Origin of the sequence: Amycolatopsis sp. NPDC102389 (genome assembly GCF_044765885.1) — a bacterium.
Classification (GTDB): Bacteria; Actinomycetota; Actinomycetes; order Mycobacteriales; family Pseudonocardiaceae; genus Amycolatopsis.
The window spans coordinates 62829-81100 of the sequence record NZ_JBIWKX010000022.1; the positions used below are offsets into that span (position 1 = coordinate 62829).

At 69.7% G+C, this 18272-nt stretch carries 14 protein-coding genes; 7 read left to right on the top strand and 7 right to left on the bottom strand.

The features are described 5' to 3' along the window. Positions 1-201: 201 nt before the first annotated feature. Positions 202-999: an alpha/beta fold hydrolase gene (locus tag ACIRGA_RS20185; RefSeq protein WP_400943009.1), complete on the bottom strand. Its 798-nt coding sequence runs from the start codon at positions 997-999 to the stop codon at positions 202-204. An 80-nt stretch (positions 1000-1079) separates the two neighbouring features. Further along, positions 1080-3887, bottom strand: a complete 2808-nt coding sequence (acnA, locus tag ACIRGA_RS20190; protein WP_400943010.1) for an aconitate hydratase AcnA — start codon at positions 3885-3887, stop codon at positions 1080-1082. Between the two features lie 341 nt (positions 3888-4228). Here acnA and ACIRGA_RS20195 point away from each other — a divergent pair, with 341 nt between their 5' ends. The 6 genes from ACIRGA_RS20195 to ACIRGA_RS20220 all read left to right on the top strand — a co-directional run bounded on the left by ACIRGA_RS20195 (position 4229) and on the right by ACIRGA_RS20220 (position 11718). After that, entirely contained in the window at positions 4229-5578 is a 1350-nt protein-coding gene (locus ACIRGA_RS20195) for an NlpC/P60 family protein (RefSeq protein ID WP_400943011.1), read from the top strand. Between the two features lie 181 nt (positions 5579-5759). After that, entirely contained in the window at positions 5760-6302 is a 543-nt protein-coding gene (locus tag ACIRGA_RS20200) for a molybdenum cofactor guanylyltransferase (RefSeq protein WP_400943012.1), read from the top strand. A gap of 44 nt (positions 6303-6346) precedes the next feature. Then, positions 6347-8623, top strand: a complete 2277-nt coding sequence (locus tag ACIRGA_RS20205) for a hypothetical protein (protein ID WP_400943013.1) — start codon at positions 6347-6349, stop codon at positions 8621-8623. A 92-nt stretch (positions 8624-8715) separates the two neighbouring features. Beyond that, positions 8716-9786, top strand: coding sequence for an AAA family ATPase (locus tag ACIRGA_RS20210; RefSeq protein WP_400943014.1), 1071 nt, complete (start codon positions 8716-8718; stop codon positions 9784-9786). Between the two features lie 70 nt (positions 9787-9856). After that, positions 9857-10741, top strand: coding sequence for a DUF58 domain-containing protein (locus ACIRGA_RS20215; protein WP_225950060.1), 885 nt, complete (start codon positions 9857-9859; stop codon positions 10739-10741). After that, a complete protein-coding gene (locus tag ACIRGA_RS20220; protein WP_394360951.1) occupies positions 10738-11718 on the top strand; it encodes a VWA domain-containing protein in 981 nt (326 codons plus the stop codon). The genes ACIRGA_RS20215 and ACIRGA_RS20220 overlap by 4 nt, the downstream gene beginning before the upstream one ends. A 120-nt stretch (positions 11719-11838) precedes the next feature. Here the strand turns inward: ACIRGA_RS20220 and ACIRGA_RS20225 are convergent, their stop codons facing one another. Next, positions 11839-12300 carry a tRNA (cytidine(34)-2'-O)-methyltransferase gene (locus ACIRGA_RS20225; RefSeq protein WP_400943015.1) on the bottom strand — a complete coding sequence of 154 codons (462 nt, stop codon included), beginning with the start codon at positions 12298-12300 and terminating at the stop codon, positions 11839-11841. A 111-nt stretch (positions 12301-12411) separates the two neighbouring features. Here ACIRGA_RS20225 and ACIRGA_RS20230 point away from each other — a divergent pair, with 111 nt between their 5' ends. Further along, complete coding sequence (locus ACIRGA_RS20230) at positions 12412-14007, top strand: alkaline phosphatase D family protein (RefSeq protein WP_400943017.1); 1596 nt, start codon at positions 12412-12414, stop codon at positions 14005-14007. Here ACIRGA_RS20230 and ACIRGA_RS20235 read toward each other — a convergent pair. From ACIRGA_RS20235 to ACIRGA_RS20250, 4 genes are all read right to left on the bottom strand, one after another. After that, entirely contained in the window at positions 13995-14426 is a 432-nt protein-coding gene (locus ACIRGA_RS20235; RefSeq protein ID WP_400943018.1) for an acyl-CoA thioesterase, read from the bottom strand. The two genes, ACIRGA_RS20230 and ACIRGA_RS20235, sit on opposite strands and share 13 nt — an antisense overlap. A 72-nt stretch (positions 14427-14498) precedes the next feature. Beyond that, on the bottom strand, positions 14499-15785 hold the full coding sequence (locus tag ACIRGA_RS20240) for an alpha/beta hydrolase family protein (RefSeq protein ID WP_400943020.1): 1287 nt from the start codon (positions 15783-15785) through the stop codon (positions 14499-14501). A gap of 145 nt (positions 15786-15930) precedes the next feature. Further along, complete coding sequence (locus ACIRGA_RS20245) at positions 15931-16872, bottom strand: TAXI family TRAP transporter solute-binding subunit (RefSeq protein WP_400943022.1); 942 nt, start codon at positions 16870-16872, stop codon at positions 15931-15933. Then, the gene (locus tag ACIRGA_RS20250) at positions 16869-18272 is read right to left on the bottom strand and encodes a sensor histidine kinase (RefSeq protein ID WP_400943023.1); all 1404 of its coding nucleotides are present in this window, start codon (positions 18270-18272) and stop codon (positions 16869-16871) included. Before ACIRGA_RS20250 ends, ACIRGA_RS20245 begins: the two co-directional genes overlap by 4 nt.

Below are 18272 nucleotides of genomic sequence, written 5' to 3' on the forward strand. Positions count from 1 at the left end.
TTTGGGTTTGTGTTTTTGGTTCAAATTTGTTTTAAAAACCAATTGCCCCACCCACCACCTCGGCCAGGATCGTATAAATAGACATAAAACGGACACCGCACAGTCGAAGAATGTCCCTTGTGGACACTCAGCGGCGCTTAGGCGTCAGCGAAGAGGGCCCACGCCACGTTTGACTTACGGGTCAATAACCCGAATCGCCACTCACGACCGCCCCAAGAAATCCAGCAGTATCCGCGAGAACTCGGCGGGCTTCTCCAGATTGATCATGTGCGCGACCCCGGGGACGACGAGTTTCCGCGCGTCGCGCGCATCGCACTCGATCTGGTCGGAGAGGGCGGCGATGTCCGGGGAATCCAGATCTCCGACCAAGGTCAAGGTTCGCGGGGTCAGCTCGCCGGTGCGTTCGACGGCCCGCAGTTCGTCCATCAGCGTGAAGCCCGAAAGCCCGTGCCGCACGATCGTCTGCGTGTACATCTCCTGGCACAGCCGCCGGACCCGCTGATCGACGTCCGCGGGCTCGCGCCGGGGGCCGTCCACCCACATGCGCAGGATGCATTCGATGGCGGCGGGGAGATCGCCTCGGGCGCCCGCCTCTTCGAGTTTCTTGTTCTGCTCCAGGACGAACGGATCCTTCGTCACCATCGCGCTGAGGCCGGTCGCGACGAGGACGAGGTTCTCGACCATGTCCGGGTAGGTCAGCGCGAAATCGACCGCGATCCGCCCGCCGCCGGACAACCCGACGAGTGACGCGCGGGGAAGTTCCAGCGCGATCATCAGCGCGCGGAGATCTTCGTAATGCTTGAACCGCTCTGTCGGGGTGGACGACTCGCCATGTCCGCGCGCGTCGTACCGGATGGCGGTGTGGTGTGGTGCGAGCGCCGCCATCTCGGCGTCCCACATCCGGGAATCGAGCATCCCGCCGTGGAGCAGGATCACCGGATCGCCTTCACCCCGGACCTCGTACGCCAATTCGCCGTTCTCGACCTGAACTCTCCCCATGCTCATACCGCACAGTACCGAAAAACGCACGAAGGCCCCTTTCCCGAAAGTGCGGGGAAAGGGGCCTTCGTGTGCCGTGCTTACGCCTTGGTCATCTTCCGCAGGACGTACTGCAGGATGCCGCCGTTGCGGTAGTAGTCCGCCTCACCCGGGGTGTCGATGCGGACGTCCGCGTCGAACTCCACCTTGGTGCCGTCGGTCTTCGTCGCGGTGACGTGGACCGTGCGCGGGGTCTCGCCGTCGTTCAGCTTCGTGATACCCGAGATGTCGAACGTCTCGGTGCCGTCGAGGCCGAGCGACGAGGCCGACTCGCCCGCCGGGAACTGCAGCGGGATGACGCCCATGCCGATCAGGTTCGACCGGTGGATGCGCTCGAACGACTCGGTGATCACCGCGCGCACACCCAGCAGGCGCGTGCCCTTGGCCGCCCAGTCACGGGACGAACCGGAGCCGTACTCCTTGCCGCCCAGGACGACCAGCGGGATGTCCTGCGCCGCGTAGTTCTGCGCCGCGTCGTAGATGAACGCCTGCGGGGCGTCGTCCTGGGTGAAGTCGCGGGTGTAGCCGCCCTGCACGTCGTCCAGCAGCTGGTTGCGCAGCCGGATGTTCGCGAAGGTGCCGCGGATCATGACCTCGTGGTTACCGCGACGCGAGCCGTAGGAGTTGAAGTCCTTCTTCTCCACGCCGTGCTCGGTCAGGTACTGCGCGGCCGGGGTGCCCGGCTTGATCGCGCCGGCGGGGGAGATGTGGTCCGTGGTGACCGAGTCGCCCAGCTTCGCCAGCACGCGCGCACCGGAGATGTCGGTGACCGGGGACGGCTCCGCCTTCATGCCTTCGAAGTACGGGGGCTTCCGGACGTAGGTGGACTCCGCGTCCCAGTCGAAGGTCTTGCCCTCGGGAGTCGGCAGCGACTTCCACCGCTCGCCACCGTCGAAGACGTCGGCGTAGTCCTTGGTGAACATCTCCTGCGTGATCGCGTAGTCGATGGTCTCCTGGATCTCCTTGGCCGACGGCCAGATGTCCTTCAGGAAGACGTCGTTGCCGTCGGAGTCCTGGCCGAGCGGCTGGTTCTCGAAGTCGAAGTCCATCGTGCCGGCGAGCGCGTACGCGATGACCAGCGGCGGCGACGCGAGGTAGTTCATCTTCACGTCGGGGTTGATCCGGCCCTCGAAGTTCCGGTTGCCCGAGAGCACCGAAACCGCGGTGAGGTCGTTCTCCTGGATCGCCGCGGAGATCTCGTCCGAGAGCGGGCCGGAGTTGCCGATGCAGGTGGTGCACCCGTAGCCGACCAGGTGGTAGCCCAGCTTCTCCAGGTACGGCCAGAGGCCGGCCTTGTCGTAGTAGTCGGTGACGACCTGCGAGCCCGGCGCCATCGAGGTCTTGACCCACGGCTTGACCGCGAGACCCTTGTCGACCGCGTTCCGCGCGAGCAGCGCCGCGCCGAGCATGACCGACGGGTTGGAGGTGTTGGTGCAGGAGGTGATCGAGGCGATCACCACGGCGCCGTGGTCGAGGATGAACTCGCCGCGGTCCGAGGTGCTGACCTTGATCGGGTTGGTCGGGCGGCCGCTGTGGCCGTTCGCCGCCGACTGGATGTCGACCGCGCCCTCGTCCTTGAACGAGAGGGCGGCCGGGTCGCTGGCCGGGAAGGACTCCTCGACGGCCTCGTCCACGTTGGTGTGCGGGACTTCCTCGCCGCCGACGTAGTCGTGGATCGACTTGCGGAACGAGTTCTTCGCGTCGGTGAGCTCGATGCGGTCCTGCGGGCGCTTCGGGCCGGCGATCGACGGGACGACCGTCGACAGGTCCAGCTCGATGTACTCGGAGTACTCCGGCTCGTGCGACGGGTCGTGCCAGAGGCCCTGCTCCTTGGCGTAGGCCTCGACGAGCGCGACCTGCTCCTCGGACCGGCCGGTGAGCTTGAGGTAGCGGACGGTCTCCTCGTCGATCGGGAAGATCGCCGCGGTGGAGCCGAACTCCGGGCTCATGTTGCCGATGGTGGCGCGATTGGCCAGCGGCACCGCGCCGACGCTCTCGCCGTAGAACTCGACGAACTTGCTGACCACACCGTGCTTGCGCAGCATCTCGGTGATGGTGAGCACGACGTCGGTGGCGGTCACGCCGGTCGGGATCTCGCCGGTGAGCTTGAAGCCCACGACGCGCGGGATGAGCATGGAGACCGGCTGGCCCAGCATGGCGGCCTCGGCCTCGATGCCGCCGACGCCCCAGCCCAGCACGCCGAGGCCGTTGACCATGGTGGTGTGCGAGTCGGTGCCGACACAGGAGTCGGGGTACGCCTGGCCGTTGCGGGCCATCACCGTGCGCGCGAGGTGCTCGATGTTGACCTGGTGCACGATGCCGGTGCCCGGCGGGACGACCTTGAACTCGTCGAAGGCGCCCTGGCCCCAGCGGAGGAACTGGTAGCGCTCACGGTTGCGCTCGTACTCGATCTCGACGTTGCGCTCGAAGGCGTCGGCGCGGCCGAAGACGTCGATGATCACGGAGTGGTCGATGACCAGCTCGGCGGGGGCGAGCGGGTTGACCTTGTCCGGGTCGCCGCCGAGGTCGGTGACGGCCTCGCGCATGGTGGCGAGGTCGACGACGCAAGGCACGCCGGTGAAGTCCTGCATGATCACGCGGGCGGGCGTGAACTGGATCTCGATCGACGGGTCGGCCTTGGCGTCCCAGTTGCCGAGCGCGCGGATGTGGTCGGCGGTGATGTTCGCGCCGTCCTCGGTCCGCAGCAGGTTCTCGAGCAGGATCTTCAGGCTGTAGGGAAGGCGCTGGGAGCCCTCGACCTTGTTCAGGCGGAACACCTCGTAGGAGGCGTCGCCCACCTTCAGCGTGTCTTTGGCGCCGAAGCTGTCCTTGCTGGCGGGTGCGGTCACTTCTAACTCCAGTGGCGGGTCAGTTCGGTGAGTTCTCCAGGCCGTTCGGGCCGGCCGGGAGCGAGTCTTGCGCACCCCCACCGTAGGTCCGGACGCGGGATGGCACACCTCGTTCGTCCCTTCAAACAGTACGCCCGTCCTTTTTACCTGGCAAGCCGACACGCGGGTCGCGAAGGTCTCATCCACCTGCGGCCGTTCGAGTGACGCACCGTTCGTCTGTTCGTCCCCCGTTGAGGGGAAATGGTGCCTACGGTGTGTAAGTTCCTGGTGGTGCTTCTGGTAATGCTGTGACGGCAGTGGCACAGTGAGCTCATTGTTCAAGATCAGGAGGTGGGCGGATCGTGCGTGGTGAAGCCGGGTCGGGGGCCGGTGCCCGCCGTGGCATGACCATCGGCGCGCTCGGCATCGCCCTGTTGCTCGGGGTGACGGGTACGGCCGTCGCGGTCCCGCCGCCTCCGCCGAACCCCAGCGACTCCGAGATCAATTCCAGCAAGGCCGACGCCAACGCCAAGGCGGGCGACGTCGGCAGGCTCACGAACCAGCTGGCCCAGGCCGAGTCGAAGCTCGCCCAGCTCAACGACGACGTCGAGCTGAAGATGGAAGAGGCCAACAAGGCGAGGGTCGACGCGGAGACCGCGCAGGACGAAGCCGCGCGGGCCGATCGCGAGGCGCGGTCCGCGCGGACCGAATCCGACGCCGCGCAGGCGACCATCGACAAGGCCCGCGCCGATCTCGACAAGTTCGCCGCCGCCAGCTTCCAGCAGGGCAGCACGATCGGCTCGGTGTCGGCGTACCTGACCGCCAACAGCCCGAAGGAACTCCTCGGCCGCGCCCAGATGCTCGACGCGGTCGGCGGCAGCAGGCTCAACGCGCTCGACACGATGAAGCGCGCGCAGACGGACAAGTCCAACAAGGACGCGACCGCGCGCAAGAAGCTGGAGATCGCGCAGGAGCGCAAGCGCGCGGCCGAGGCGGCGAAGCACGAGGCCGACAACGCGCAGCGCGCCGCGCAGCACGCGCAGGACACCCAGGCCGCGCAGAACCAGAAGCTCGAAGCCGACAAGGCGAGTGTCGAGAAGCAGCTCTTCGAAGCGCAGCAGAAGGTCAGCGGCCTGCAGGGGCAGCGGCAGCGTTACGAGGACTGGAAGGCGCAGAAGATCCGTGAAGACGAGGAGCGCGCTCGTCAGGCCGCCCTAGCCGCGGAAAGGCCCAGTCAGGGCGGCGGTGGCCGTCCGTCCGGCAGGCCGGTCCAGTCGGCCCCCGCCGGGGCGAGCGTCGAGGCCGTCGTCCGGCGGGCGCTGGCCCAGCTCGGCGTCGTCTACGCGTGGGGTGGCGGCAACACCTCCGGCCCGACCCGCGGTATCCGCGACGGCGGGACGGCGGACCGCTACGGCGACTACAACAAGATCGGCTTCGACTGCTCGGGCCTGATGATCTACGCGTTCGCCGGGGTGACGTCGCTTCCGCACTACAGCGGTTATCAGTACAACGCCGGGCGGAAGGTGCCGCTTTCCCAGATGCGCCGCGGCGACATGCTCTTCTGGGGCGGCAGCGCACGCGGCATCCATCACGTCGCGATGTACCTCGGGAACGGGCAGATGGTCGAGGCGCCGCAGTCGGGCCTGCGGGTCCGGATCGCGCCCGTGCGGTACGGCGGCATCATGCCGTACGCGGCCCGCTTGATCGGCTGACAGAGTGTCTCCCGAACTGAAGCCGGCAGTTCAGACGAGGACACGCGCGCGCGTTTCTTTTCGGCCGGAGGCCTCGGATTTGCGGAGGCGGGCCGCTGACACGGCTGAGCGAGCAGCTCGCCCATGCCGCGGCCCGGCTGCGGAAATCCGAAAGCGCGCTTTGAAAGGCCGGGCCTAGAGAGTGTCTTACGCGGGGATCGTGCTGGCGGGCGGCGCCGCGCGTCGACTGTCCGGTGTGGACAAACCCGCGCTCCCCGTCGGTGGGAAACCTCTGCTGGCCAGGGCCTTGGCGGCACTCGTGGACGCGGATCCGGTGATCGTCGTCGGCCCGGAACGGCCGGGATTCGGCGACGTCGTCTGGACCAGGGAGTCGTCACCCGGAACGGGGCCGGTGGCCGCGCTGGCGGCCGGGCTCGCGATGGTGCGCACGGAGATCGTCGTGGTGCTGGCCGGTGACCTCGCCGGCGTCCGGAAGTCCACTGTGGACCGGCTGCTGGCGGCGCTCGGCCGGGCTTCGGGCGCGGTGCTGGTCGACGCCTCGGGGGAGCGGCAGTGGCTGCTCGGCGCCTGGCGTGCGGAGGCATTGCGCGGCGCCCTGCCGGAAACGGTGGAGAACGCGTCGTTGCGGCGGACGCTGGGCGGGCTGGAGATCGTCGAGGTCCCCGAAGAGCCGGGAGAGAGCGACGACATCGACACGCCGGAGGATCTGGACCGGTTTTCCTGACCGAAGCCGGGGAACGCGGGCGCGCGGTTCGGCATCATAAGCCGGTGAGCGACCTGCATCCGGACGAATACGAGTCGGACGTCCTGCGTGACGGCGAAGGGTTCATCGAGGATTTCGACACGTGGTCCTCGCTGCTGGCGCTGGAAGCCGTCCTCGACGAAGCTCTCACCGAGCCGGAGATCGCCTCAGGACTCCGTAGGGAGGGATTGCGCGCCGAGGACGCTCGTGCGGCCGTGCTCGGCGATGTCACCGCGCTCGCGCGGATCCGGATGGAGCGGGAACGGCCGGGCGTGGTCTTCGAACGGCCCAGGCGCCTCCCGTTCCGGCGGATGACCGTCCGGGAGGTGGGCTGGTTGCTCGTGACCTGCGCGCTCCTCGTGGGCTACCTCCGGATCCTGCGGCTGTCGTGGTCGTCGATGCCGGTGCCCTTCCAGCTCGTCGGCGTGCTGGGGCTCGGGGCGGTGATCGGGATGGCCGTCCTGGTCATCGGACGCCGGATCCCCGGTCTCTTCGTCACCGAAGGCTGGCAACGCCCCGACGAGTGGGCGCATCCGGAGATGATCGGCTTGGGCGACCGGTGGGAGTTCGCGTTGCGGGAGATCGTCCTGCCCGCGCTGCGGGACCATCTCCGGGATCACCGGCGGATCCGCGACGGCGTGAATCTCGTCTTCGAAGAGCCGGACGCCTCGGCGGAGCTGGAAACGGGGCTGGTGCGGACGGCCGCGGTGAAACGGCTGCGCCGGATCGTCGATCGCGCGGAGTCGGTGGCCGTCGCGCTGGCCGGGCACCGGGGGACCGGAAAGACGACGTCGATCCGCTCGCTGGAGCAGGGCCTGCTGAGCCGGTCGGACCGAGCGGCGCCGCTGGTCGTGGTCGCCTCCGCGCCCGCGGCGTACGAGGCACGCGACTTCGTGCTGCACCTGCACGCGTTGCTCTGCAAGGCGGTGCTGGCGAAGATCTCGAAGGGCTCGCGCACGGTGTCCGGCCGTCTCCGGCGGCGGCGGATACTCGGGCGCTCACTCCGGAAGACGTTGGCGTTCCTGGTCTTCTGCGGAGCGGCGGCGTCGGGCGTCTGGCTTTTGTGGGGCGGGACGCCGTGGCAGGACCTCTGGACGCTCGCGCTCGATGTCGCGAACGGGCGGGTGACGCCTCAGCAGGTGTGGACGGGACAGCCGGTCGGGCGGCTGATCGCCCTCGGGGTGGTGTCGCTGTTCCTGCTGCGGCTGGTGTTCGGCGTGCTGGCGGCCGGAGCCGCGATCGTCCGGCTGCTGATCGCGCGCCGCCGGGATGTCCGTCTGGCGGGCTTACGTCGCCTCACCGAGCAGCAGCTCGACCGGATCCGGTTCCTGCAGACCTACACGACCGGGTGGTCCGGGAAGCTCAGCATGCCGCTGAAGGGTGAGGCCGGCCGGACGTGGTCGACGCAGCGCGCCGAACAGCAGCTCACCCATCCCGAGGTCGTCGAGAAGTTCCGCGAGTTCGCCGAAGAGGCGGCTCGGCGGCTGGAGGTGGAGCGGGTCGCGGGCCGGGTGGTGATCGCGATCGACGAACTGGACAAGATCGGCGAACCCGAGAAGGCGCATCAGTTCATCAACGACGTGAAGGGTGTCTTCGACGTCCCGGGGTGCCTGTTCTTCGTGTCCGTCTCGGATGACGCCGTGCTCGGCTTCGAACAGCGCGGGCTCGGCGTCCGGGACGCCTTCGACAGCGCGTTTTCGGAGATGGTGCGGCTCGAACCGTTCACGTTGGGCGAAAGCAGGCTCTGGATCGCCCTGCGGTTGCGGGGGATCTCCGAACAGTTCTGCTACCTGGCGCACTGCCTGTCGGGAGGCCTGCCCCGGGACCTCAAACGCTGCGCCATCGAGCTGGTCGATCTCGCGAACGAGGTCTACCAGCCGTCACTGGAGATCGTCGCGCGCAGCCTCGTCACGGGGGAGCTGGCGGGCAAGGCCCGCGCCTTCATCGCCACCGCGGCCACTTTGGACCGGTCGCCGGAGCTGACCGCGCTGACCACGGAACTGCTCGGCATTCCCGGTACCGAAGCACCGGGGGAGCTGGCCGGGCTCGCCGAGCGGCTGGTGGCCGGCGGCGACGGGGACGGCGCGGCGATCAGCGATCTGCGCTGGCACAGTGGCTGTTTCGTGCTGTTCTGCGCCACCGTGCTGGAGATCTTCGACGACACGCTGACCGGCGACCGGCTGACGCCCCGCCTGCACCGGCTCGCCGTCGTCCGCCAGCGGATGGCGATGCACCCGAAGCAGGCTTGGGACGACCTGGTGAAATTCCGCGGCGAGGCCCCTTCACAGCCGTCATACCGCTGATCGGGTTGGCTACCGTCACGAACGGCTGTGTCACCGAGCACTACGGTCACATCCGGACGCAAGAACGCAAGCGGGGAACACAGGAGGCACGAGTGACCGAGCCCGGCTACGCCGACGGCGCGCAGCAGCAGCCCGGAACGCCGGCGCGGGACGCCCAGTTGCTGGAGCGGACCGTGTTCGAGGTCAAGCGGATCATCGTCGGCCAGGACAGGCTGGTCGAGCGGATGCTGGTCGGCCTGCTGGCCAGGGGACACCTCCTGCTGGAAGGCGTTCCCGGTGTCGCGAAGACCCTCGCCGTCGAGACCTTCGCGCGAGTGGTCGGCGGCTCGTTCTCGCGCGTGCAGTTCACCCCGGACCTGGTCCCCGCCGACATCCTCGGCACCCGGATCTACCGGCAGGGCGCCGAGCGGTTCGACGTCGAGCTCGGCCCGGTGGTGGCGAACTTCGTGCTCGCCGACGAGATCAACCGCGCGCCCGCGAAGGTGCAGTCGGCGATGCTCGAGGTGATGGCCGAGCGGCACGTGTCGATCGGCGGCCAGACGTTCCCGATGCCCGACCCGTTCCTCGTGCTCGCCACGCAGAACCCGATCGAGAACGAGGGTGTGTACCCGCTGCCCGAGGCGCAGCGCGACCGCTTCCTGTTCAAGATCGTCGTCGAGTACCCGACCGCGGAGGAAGAGCGGGAGATCATCTACCGGATGGGCGTCACGCCGCCCACCCCGCAAGAGGTGCTGAGCCCGGCGGAGCTGGTGCGGCTGCAGAACGTCGCTTCGCAGGTCTTCGTGCATCACGCGCTGGTCGACTACGTCGTGCGCCTCGTGCTCACCACCCGGACGCCGAACGACCACGGCCTCGCCGACGTCGCGGGCTGGGTGTCCTACGGTGCTTCGCCGCGTGCCAGCCTCGGCATCATCGCCGCGGCCCGCGCGCTGGCGCTGGTCCGCGGGCGGGACTACGTGCTGCCGCAGGACGTCGTCGACGTCGTTCCCGACGTGCTGCGTCACCGGCTCGTGCTGTCCTACGACGCGCTGGCCGACGGCGTCCCCATCGACCACATCATCACGCGGGTGCTGCAGACCGTGCCGCTGCCGCAGGTCTCGGCCCGTCCGCAGGGCGGCACCGGGCAGGGCGGCCCGGTCCCGGCCGGCGCACCGGTCAGGTAGGGAAGCGAGCGTGAAGAACGAGAAGGGCGAACGTCCTTCCTGGGCTCCGCCGGTACTCCGCGGGGAGCGGATGGAGGCGGGCCTGCGCACGCTCGAACTCGACGTGCGCCGCCGTCTCGACGGACTGCTGCAGGGAAACCATCTCGGCCTGGTGCCGGGGCCCGGCTCGGAACCGGGGGAGGCCCGGCCGTACCAGCCCGGCGACGACGTCCGCCGGATGGACTGGGCGGTCACCGCGCGGACGACGAGCCCGCATATCCGGGAGACCGTCGCCGACCGCGAGCTGGAGACGTGGCTGGTGGCGGACGTGTCCGCGAGCCTCGACTTCGGCACGGCGCTGTGCGAGAAGCGCGACCTGGTCGTCTGCGCGACGGCCGCCGTCGCCCATCTGACCGGCGGTGGCGGCAACCGGATCGGCGCGCTCGTCTCCAACGGCGCGGGCAGCATCACGCGGATCCCGGCGCGCGGCGGGCTCCCGCACGCGCGGGGGCTGGTCCGCAAGATCGCCGAGACCCCGCGTGCCGAGGAAGGCGTCCGCGGGGATCTCGCCGCGGCACTGGAGAAACTGCGCCGTCCGCCTCGCCGTCGCGGGCTCGCCGTCGTGATCTCCGATTTCCTCGGCGACACCGAATGGCAGCGCCCGTTGCGCGCGCTCGGCGGGCACCACGATCTCATCGCCATCGAAGTCCTCGACCCGCGCGACATCGACCTGCCCGACGTGGGCACCGTCGTGCTGGCCGACCCGGAGACAGGGAAACAGCGCGAAGTGCACGCTTCGGCCTTGCTGCGCAAGGAATTCGGCGCCGCGGCGCACGCACACCGGCAGGAGGTCGCGGCCGCGCTGCGCCGGGCCGGTGCCGCGCATCTGGTGCTGCGCACCGATTCGGACTGGATCGCGGACATGGTCCGGTTCGTGGTGGCCCGCAAGCGCCGCTGGTCCGGTGGTGTCGCGTGAGCCTCACCGGATTCGCGTCGCCGTGGTGGTTCCTGCTGCTGCTGGCGGTCGCCGCGGTGGTCGTGGGCTACGTGCTGTCCCAGCGCGCGCGGCGCAAGCGGACCATGCGGTTCGCCAACCTTGAGCTGCTGGAGAAGGTCGCGCCGAAGAGCCAGGGATGGGTGCGGCACGTTCCCGCCATCCTGATCGTGCTCTCGCTGCTGGTGCTCACCGTCGCGCTCGCCGGGCCGACCGCCGAGCAGAAGGTGCCCCGCAACCGGGCGACCGTGATGCTGGTGATCGACACCTCGCTGTCGATGGAGGCGACCGACGTCGCCCCGACCCGGCTTAAGGCGGCCCAGGAGTCGGCGCGTTCGTTCGCGCAGAACATGACTCCCGGCGTGAACCTCGGGCTGATCTCGTTCGCGGGGACGGCGACCGTGCTGGTCGCGCCGACCACCGACCGCGGCGGAGTGGTGAAGGCGATCGACAACCTCAAGCTGGCTCAGTCGACGGCCACCGGTGAAGGGATCTTCGCCGCGTTGCAGTCGATCGAGAGCTTCTCGGCGATCGTCGGTGGCGCGGAGGGCCCGCCGCCCGCCCGGATCGTGTTGATGAGTGACGGCAAGCAGACCGTCCCGGACGACCTGTACGCCCCGCGCGGCGGCTACACGGCCGCTCAGGCCGCGAAGCAGGCTCAGGTGCCGATCTCGTCGATCTCGTTCGGCACCACGCACGGTTCGGTCGACATCGACGGCAAACCGCAGGACGTGAAGGTCGACGACGAATCGCTGGAGGAGATCGCGCGTCTTTCGGGCGGCGACTTCTACAAGGCGGCGAGCGCGGACGAGCTGAAACGCGTGTACGACGACCTCGGTGAGCAGATCGGGTACGAGCTGAAGGACGCCGACGCGAGCAGGCCTTGGGTGATCCTGGGGACGCTGGTCTTGATGATCGGTGCGGCGGCTTCGCTCTTCCTGGGGCAACGCCTGCCCTGATCGGCGCTTGAGCGTTCAGGGCATTCGGGCTGGGGCCGTCCAGCGACTGTGTCGCGAAAGCCACTTTCGGGACGTCTGATGTCCCGAAAGTGGCTTTCGCGACGTGCACAGGCCGTGGGGCTACGGCGTCGCGAAGCCGTTCTGCCGCCAGGCCTCGTAGACGCTGATGGCCGCGGTGTTCGAAAGGTTCAGCGACCGGCTCGACGGCAGCATCGGCAGCCGCACCCGATCGGTGATCTGTGGCGCCCCTTGAACCTCAAGAGGCAGCCCCGCCGACTCCGGCCCGAACATCAGGACGTCCCCGGGCTCGTACGCGACGTCGGTGTGCAGCCGCGTCGCCGAAGCGCTGAACGCGTAGACCCGCGCGGGGAGGAGCGCCGCCCAAGCCGCGTCGAGATCCGCGTGGACGTGGACGCGCGCGAGGTCGTGGTAGTCGAGCCCGGCGCGCCGTAACTGCTTGTCCTCCAGCGTGAAACCGAGCGGTTCCACCAGGTGGAGTTCGCAGCCGGTGTTCGCGGTCAAGCGGATCGCGTTACCCGTGTTGGGCGGGATTTCCGGGCGGTAGAACAGGATGCGGAACACGAGGGTTGATCGTCTTTCGTTCACGGGCGCTTCGCCTCAGCGCGGCCGGGTGGCCATCAAGGCGGGCGAGCATGAGGCCCACCCGTGACCATCCCACCACAGGAGGGCTTCATGCCTTCGCTCCCTCATCCCCTGTCGCGGCGTCGCTTCCTCGGTTACGGCTCCGCCGGCGCGGCCGCCGTCCTGCTGGGGACCGGTGCCTGGAACGCCGCCGGCGCGATGCCGCTCGCTCGCGGAGCCGGCGACCCGTTCACCCTCGGTGTCGCGTCGGGCGACCCGTTGCCCGGCGGTGTCGTGCTCTGGACCAGGCTCGCGCCGAAGCCCTACGAGGCCGACGGGTTCGGCGGCATGCCGCGGACGCCTGTCCGCGTCGAGTACGAAGTGTCGCTCGACGAGCGTTTCCGCGCCGTCGTCCGCCGGGGGTCGGTGGTCGCCACGCCGGAACTCGGGCACTCCGTGCATCCCGAGGTCCACGGTCTCGCGCCGGATCACGAGTACTTCTACCGCTTCCGCACGGGCGGCGTGATCTCGCCGGTCGGCCGCACCCGGACGGCGCCGGTCGCATGGTCGTCGCCGCGCGAGCTGAACTTCGCGTTCGCGTCGTGCCAGAGCTGGGAGGCCGGGCACTTCACCGCCTACGAGCACATGGCGGCCGAGGACCTCGACCTGGTCGTGCACCTGGGCGACTACCTCTACGAAAGCGGTGTCACGGGTGTCGGCCGCGGGACGCCGGTGGGGCCGCAGTTCAAGGGCGAGACCTTCGACCTGGCCCGTTACCGGCTCCAGTACGCCCTCTACAAGTCCGAAGCGCCGTTGATGGCCGCGCACGCCGCCTTCCCGTGGATCCACGTCAACGACGACCACGAGGTGGAGAACAACTGGGCGGGCGACATTTCGCAGATCGACAACGAACCGGACCAGGACCGCGCCGTGTTCCGCCAGCGGCGTGCGCAGGCCTTCCAGGCGATGTACGAGCACCTGCCGTACCGCATCGCCCAGCTGCCGAAGGGGCCGGACGCCCGGCTCCACCGGCGGCTCAGCTACGGCACGCTGGCCGATTTCACCATGCTCGACACCCGCCAGTACCGCGACGACCAGCCGTGCGGCGACGGCCAGTCGGCGAACTGCACCGAGCGGTTCGACGAGGACCGCACCCTGCTCGGCTCGGAGCAGCGGAACTGGCTGCTCGACGGGTTCTCCCGATCCCACGCGCGGTGGCAGATCCTCGGCAACCAGGCCCCGATGGGCCAGACCGACACCGACGCGGGCGAGGCCACGAACGTCTACCTCGACCCGTGGGACGGCTACGTCGCCGACCGCGACCGTGTGCTCGCCGCCGCCCAGGACCGCGGGGTGCGGAACCTGGTGGTCATCACCGGCGACAGGCACCAGAACTACGCCTGGGACCTCAAGCGCGACTTCGGCGACCCCGGTTCGCCCACCGTGGCGAGCGAGTTCGTCGGGACCTCGATCACCAGCGGCGGCAACGGCGCCGACATGACGCCCGCCGGCGAGAACCTGCTGAAGGCCAACCCGCACATGAAGTTCTTCAACAACCAGCGCGGGTATGTCCGGGTCAACGTCAACCGGCAGCGCTGGCGGAGCGACTTCCGGGTGGTGCCGTTCGTCAACACGCCCGGAGCGCCGATCAGCACGCGGGCCAGCTACGTCGTCGAAGACCGGCGGCCCGGCGTTCAGTCCGCCTGAGCGGGCAGGAAGGCGGCGTACTCCTCGCGCACCGACGCGGGCGGCGCCGTCTTCCTGAGCGTCGCCGGATCGACGAAGACGTAGCGGGTCTTGACCTCGGTGCACAGGACGCCGCCGCGGGTGATCTCGAAGTCGATGATCAGCGACGTCGAGCCGAGGTGGTTCAGGAACACGGCGACGACGAGTTCGTCGTCGTAGCGGCAAGGCGCGCGGTAGCGGAGGTTCGATTCGGCGACGACGACGTCGACACCGCGGGCGAGCGCCTCCTGGTGGGAGCCGAAGAGGGCCTTCTCCACCTCGAACATGGCCATGTCCACATAGGCGAGGTAGTGCGCGTTGAACACGATGCCCTGCCCGTCGCATTCGTGGTAGCGCACGCGCAGCGGCATTTCGACGATCGGTTTCCGTGGCTCGGTCACGGACTCCAACTTACGTGAAGGCCCCCTTCCCCCGGCTCAGCAGAGGGAAGGGGGCCTTCACGCGCGATCCGCTCAGTCGATGAAATCGATGTTCGGATGGCGCGGCGATTCGCCGTCGAACAGGTGCCTGTCGCGGCCACGAAGGTGGAGATCGAAGAACGCGCCGATGTAGTCCCGCTGCGCGGCCAGCGAACGACGGGGGTCGATCGTGCCGATGACGGCCTCACGCTTCTCCGGCGCCACTCGCGAACCGAGCTGCGGCACCACGATCTGCAGATCGCTGTAGGCCATGTGCGTGCTGCCGCCGCGCAGCAGGAGATCCCGCTTCCAGCCGCGCTGGTTGGCCCAGAAGTCCGCCCAGCTGCGGTCGAATTCGGGATGCCGGTGCGTGTGCTCCAGCGGTTTGCCGTTCTCGTCGGCGCCCTCGGCGCCCATCAGCATGAACGGCCTGTCCAGGCCACGTTTCGTGACCTCGCCGGGAACGTAGGCACTGCCCGGCGGGTAGCCGAACGCGGTGGCCATCGCCCCGTCGAGGTTGATCCCGGCGTCGACACGGCGGTCGTGGACCATCGTCTCGCCGGCGGTGAACCCGCCGTAGGAGTGACCGTAGGCGCCGACCCGCGACAGATCGAGCGATCGGCCGAGCCCACGCGGCAGCGGCCGGTTCTCCGCGTCCGGGTTCTGCCCGCGGGTGATGTCCGTCAGCTGGTCGAGGACGAACCGGCTGTCGGCGACCCGGGCGTCGAGCGCCTTCTTCATGAACTCGGGTCCCGCGCCCGGCGGAACGGCCGTTTCGAGCCTTCCGCCGGGGAATTCGACCGCGGCGCTCTCGTAGGTGTGCGAAAGCGAGACGACCACGTAGCCGCGGCTGGCGAGGTCGTCGACGATCGCCGTGTACGTCTCGCGAGGGCCGCCGAAACCGGGGGAGAAGAGCGCCACGGGCTTGGGCGCACCGTGAGCAACCGGCACGCCGGTTTCGGCGCGGCGTTTCGCCGACGCCCAGTCGATGGAGCCAGCCGGGAGATCGAGGTAGTCCTTGCCCGCCAGCGTCTGGTCGACGACGGCGCTCACGCCCGGCGTGAGCCACGGCGCGCGTGGCCCGTCGGCGGACCGGTCGGCCGGATAGGTGACGGTGACCATGAGCTCCCGGCGCCGCTCCGGTTTCCATGGATCCGGGCGGGACCGGTCGACGAGGTGGAGGTCGGTGGTGCCGACGTCGTAAGGGCCGGTGAGGGCCGGTGCGGTGAGCTTGACCTGGTCGGCCGCGACTGCGGGGGCCGCCGTGGCGAGCCCGCCCGCGAGCGCGAGGCCCGCGATCAGCGCCGAACCCCGCACCACCCTGGTGCGTCTCGATCCCACTGTCCCCTGTAGTCCAGGTTGTGACGACCGCATGAATCCGCCCACTGCTGGAGTCCTTCCGGATCGGGGCGGCCCGGCGGCCGCCTGCCTCCGACCCTGGCAGCGCTCCGGTGCGACGCGCATCCCTCTCAAGATGGAGCCCGGATCACCCGTGCAGGGCACGGTAGGCCGAGGCGGCTCCGGGATGCAGCGGGACCTTCCCGGTGCCGATCAGCGTCCGGACGTCGAGGAACTGCGTTCCCACCGCGGCCGCGGGGACGAGATCGGCGGCGTGCGCGGCGAGTACCCGCGCCACCGCGGCCGCGACGTCGTCGGGCAGTGAAGGAGCCGCCAGCAGCAGGTTCGCGACGCCGATCGTCCGCAGCTCGCCGACTCCCTGATAGGCCTGCGCCGGCACGTGGACCTGGTCGTACACCGGGCCGTAGCCCGCGCGCAGGGCGGGAAGGTGCGCGTCGAGCGGGAGAAGGGTGATCGGGGTGGTGCGGTTCAGTTCGGTGAGCGCGGGGGTCGGGATCCCGCCGGACCAGAGCAGCGCGTCGACCTCGTGCGCGGCCAGCGCGTTGATCGCCTCGCCCAAGAGCAGGTTCTTCGCCTTGACGGGCACGCCGGCGCGGGCGAACAGCCGCGTGCTGAACACCGCGACACCGGATCCGCTCGCGCCCATCGCCACCGGCCGCCCGGACAGGTCGGCGAGCGACCGCACACCGCCGTCCGCCCGGACGACGAGCTGGTGGTAGTTCTCGTAGACCCGGCCGATGGCCGAGAACGCGATCGGGACGGAGAACGGCTCCCCGCCGAGGAACGCGGACTCGGCGACGTCCCCGAGGACGAGCCCGAGATCGGCCCGGCCGTCACGGAGCCGCCGCAGGTTCTCGACACTGGCCTCGGTGGCGACGGCCATCGCCCGCAGCCGTGGTTCCGCCTGGTTCAGCTGCTGGGCCAAAAGCTCCGCGAAGGCGAGATAGAAACCGCCGCTCTCGCCCGCCGCGATGACGACCTCTCGCTCCGGGCCCCGGTAGCCCGCGGTCGAACAGCCCGCGAGCGTCGCCAGCCCGGCGAGGAGCGCGGTGCGCCTGGTGACGGTCATGCTCTTTCCCCTGCCGCCAAAGGGAGTTCGACGCGGACTTCGAGCCCGTGCGGTTTCGCCTCGCGCAATTCGAGCTTCCCGCCTCGCGCGAGCACGTGCTGGCTCGCGATCGCGAGACCGAGGCCCGTTCCGCGCGGCGCGCCGTCGCCGCCTGCCCGCCAGAACCGTTCGGTCGCGCGTTCTCGGTCCTCTGTGGACAGTCCGGGACCGTTGTCGGACACGAAGAGCGTGGCGGTCGTGGCACCGATTTCGTAGCCGGTGGTGATCGTGGCACCGCGTCCCGCGTAGTGCACCGCGTTGTCCAGCAGGACGTCCAGCACTTGGGCCAGTTCGCTTTCCTCGCAGCGCACCGGCACCGGCTCGTCGTGTCCCTCCGACGCCGCGAGGCCGACACCCGCGTCTTCGGCCGACGGACGCCACGCGTCGACCCGTTCCGCCAGGACGGCGGGGAGATCGCAGGGTTCTTCGCCGGATTCGCCCGCGGCGAGCCGGGTCGCGGCGCTTTCGGCGAGCGCCAGCGCGAGCAGCCCGTCGAGCAGGGACTCCAGACGCTCGACCTCCGCGACCGTCGCCCGGTAGGCCCGCTGGCCGTCGCCATCGACCTGCGCGGCGAGCGAATCCACCCGTAACCGCAAGGCCGCCATGGGATTCCGCAGCTGATGAGAGGCGTCCGCGACGAGCCGCCGCTGCTGTTCGGACGCCTCGACGACGGCGTCGGACATCCGATTGAAGGACGTCGCGAGCGAACGCAATTCCCGGGGCCCGGCCCGGTCGGGGACCTGCGCGCGATGTCCTTCGGTCACCGCCTGCACGCCGGTCTCCAGTTCGTGCAGCGGCCGCACCATCCAGCGGGCCAGCAGGACCGCGAGCAGCACGAACACCGCCGCGACCAGCACCGCGCCCGCGACGATCGCGGCCCAGCGGGCGGCGACGTCGGCCGCCGCCGTGGTCACCGACGCGCGGAGCACGACGACGCCGGCCACCCGGGTCCCGGTGCCCACCGGGCGGGCGAAATGGACCGGATCCACCGACCACGGGCTGAGCTGTTCGGGGCCCTTCGCGGGCTGGTTGCGCAGCGCGGCCTCGACGAGCGAGCGGACCACCGGTTCCGCGGCGGTCATCCCGCCGGTTTCGACCAGCGGCACCCCGCGTGCGTCGACCACCACGACCGCTTCGCCGTATAACGACGAATACCGCGCGGCGTCGACGGCCAGCGCGGTCGGGTCGGCGGCGTCGACCGCCTGCTGGGCGAGGACGACGAACCGGTCGACGTCGGCGTTGCGGGCGATGACGAGCTGCTGGGTCCGCTGCGCGGCGGTCGATCCGAACAGGGGGATCGCGAACGCGGCGACCACCGTCAGCGCGAGGGCGACGAGGACGACCAGCAGCCGGGCGCGCAC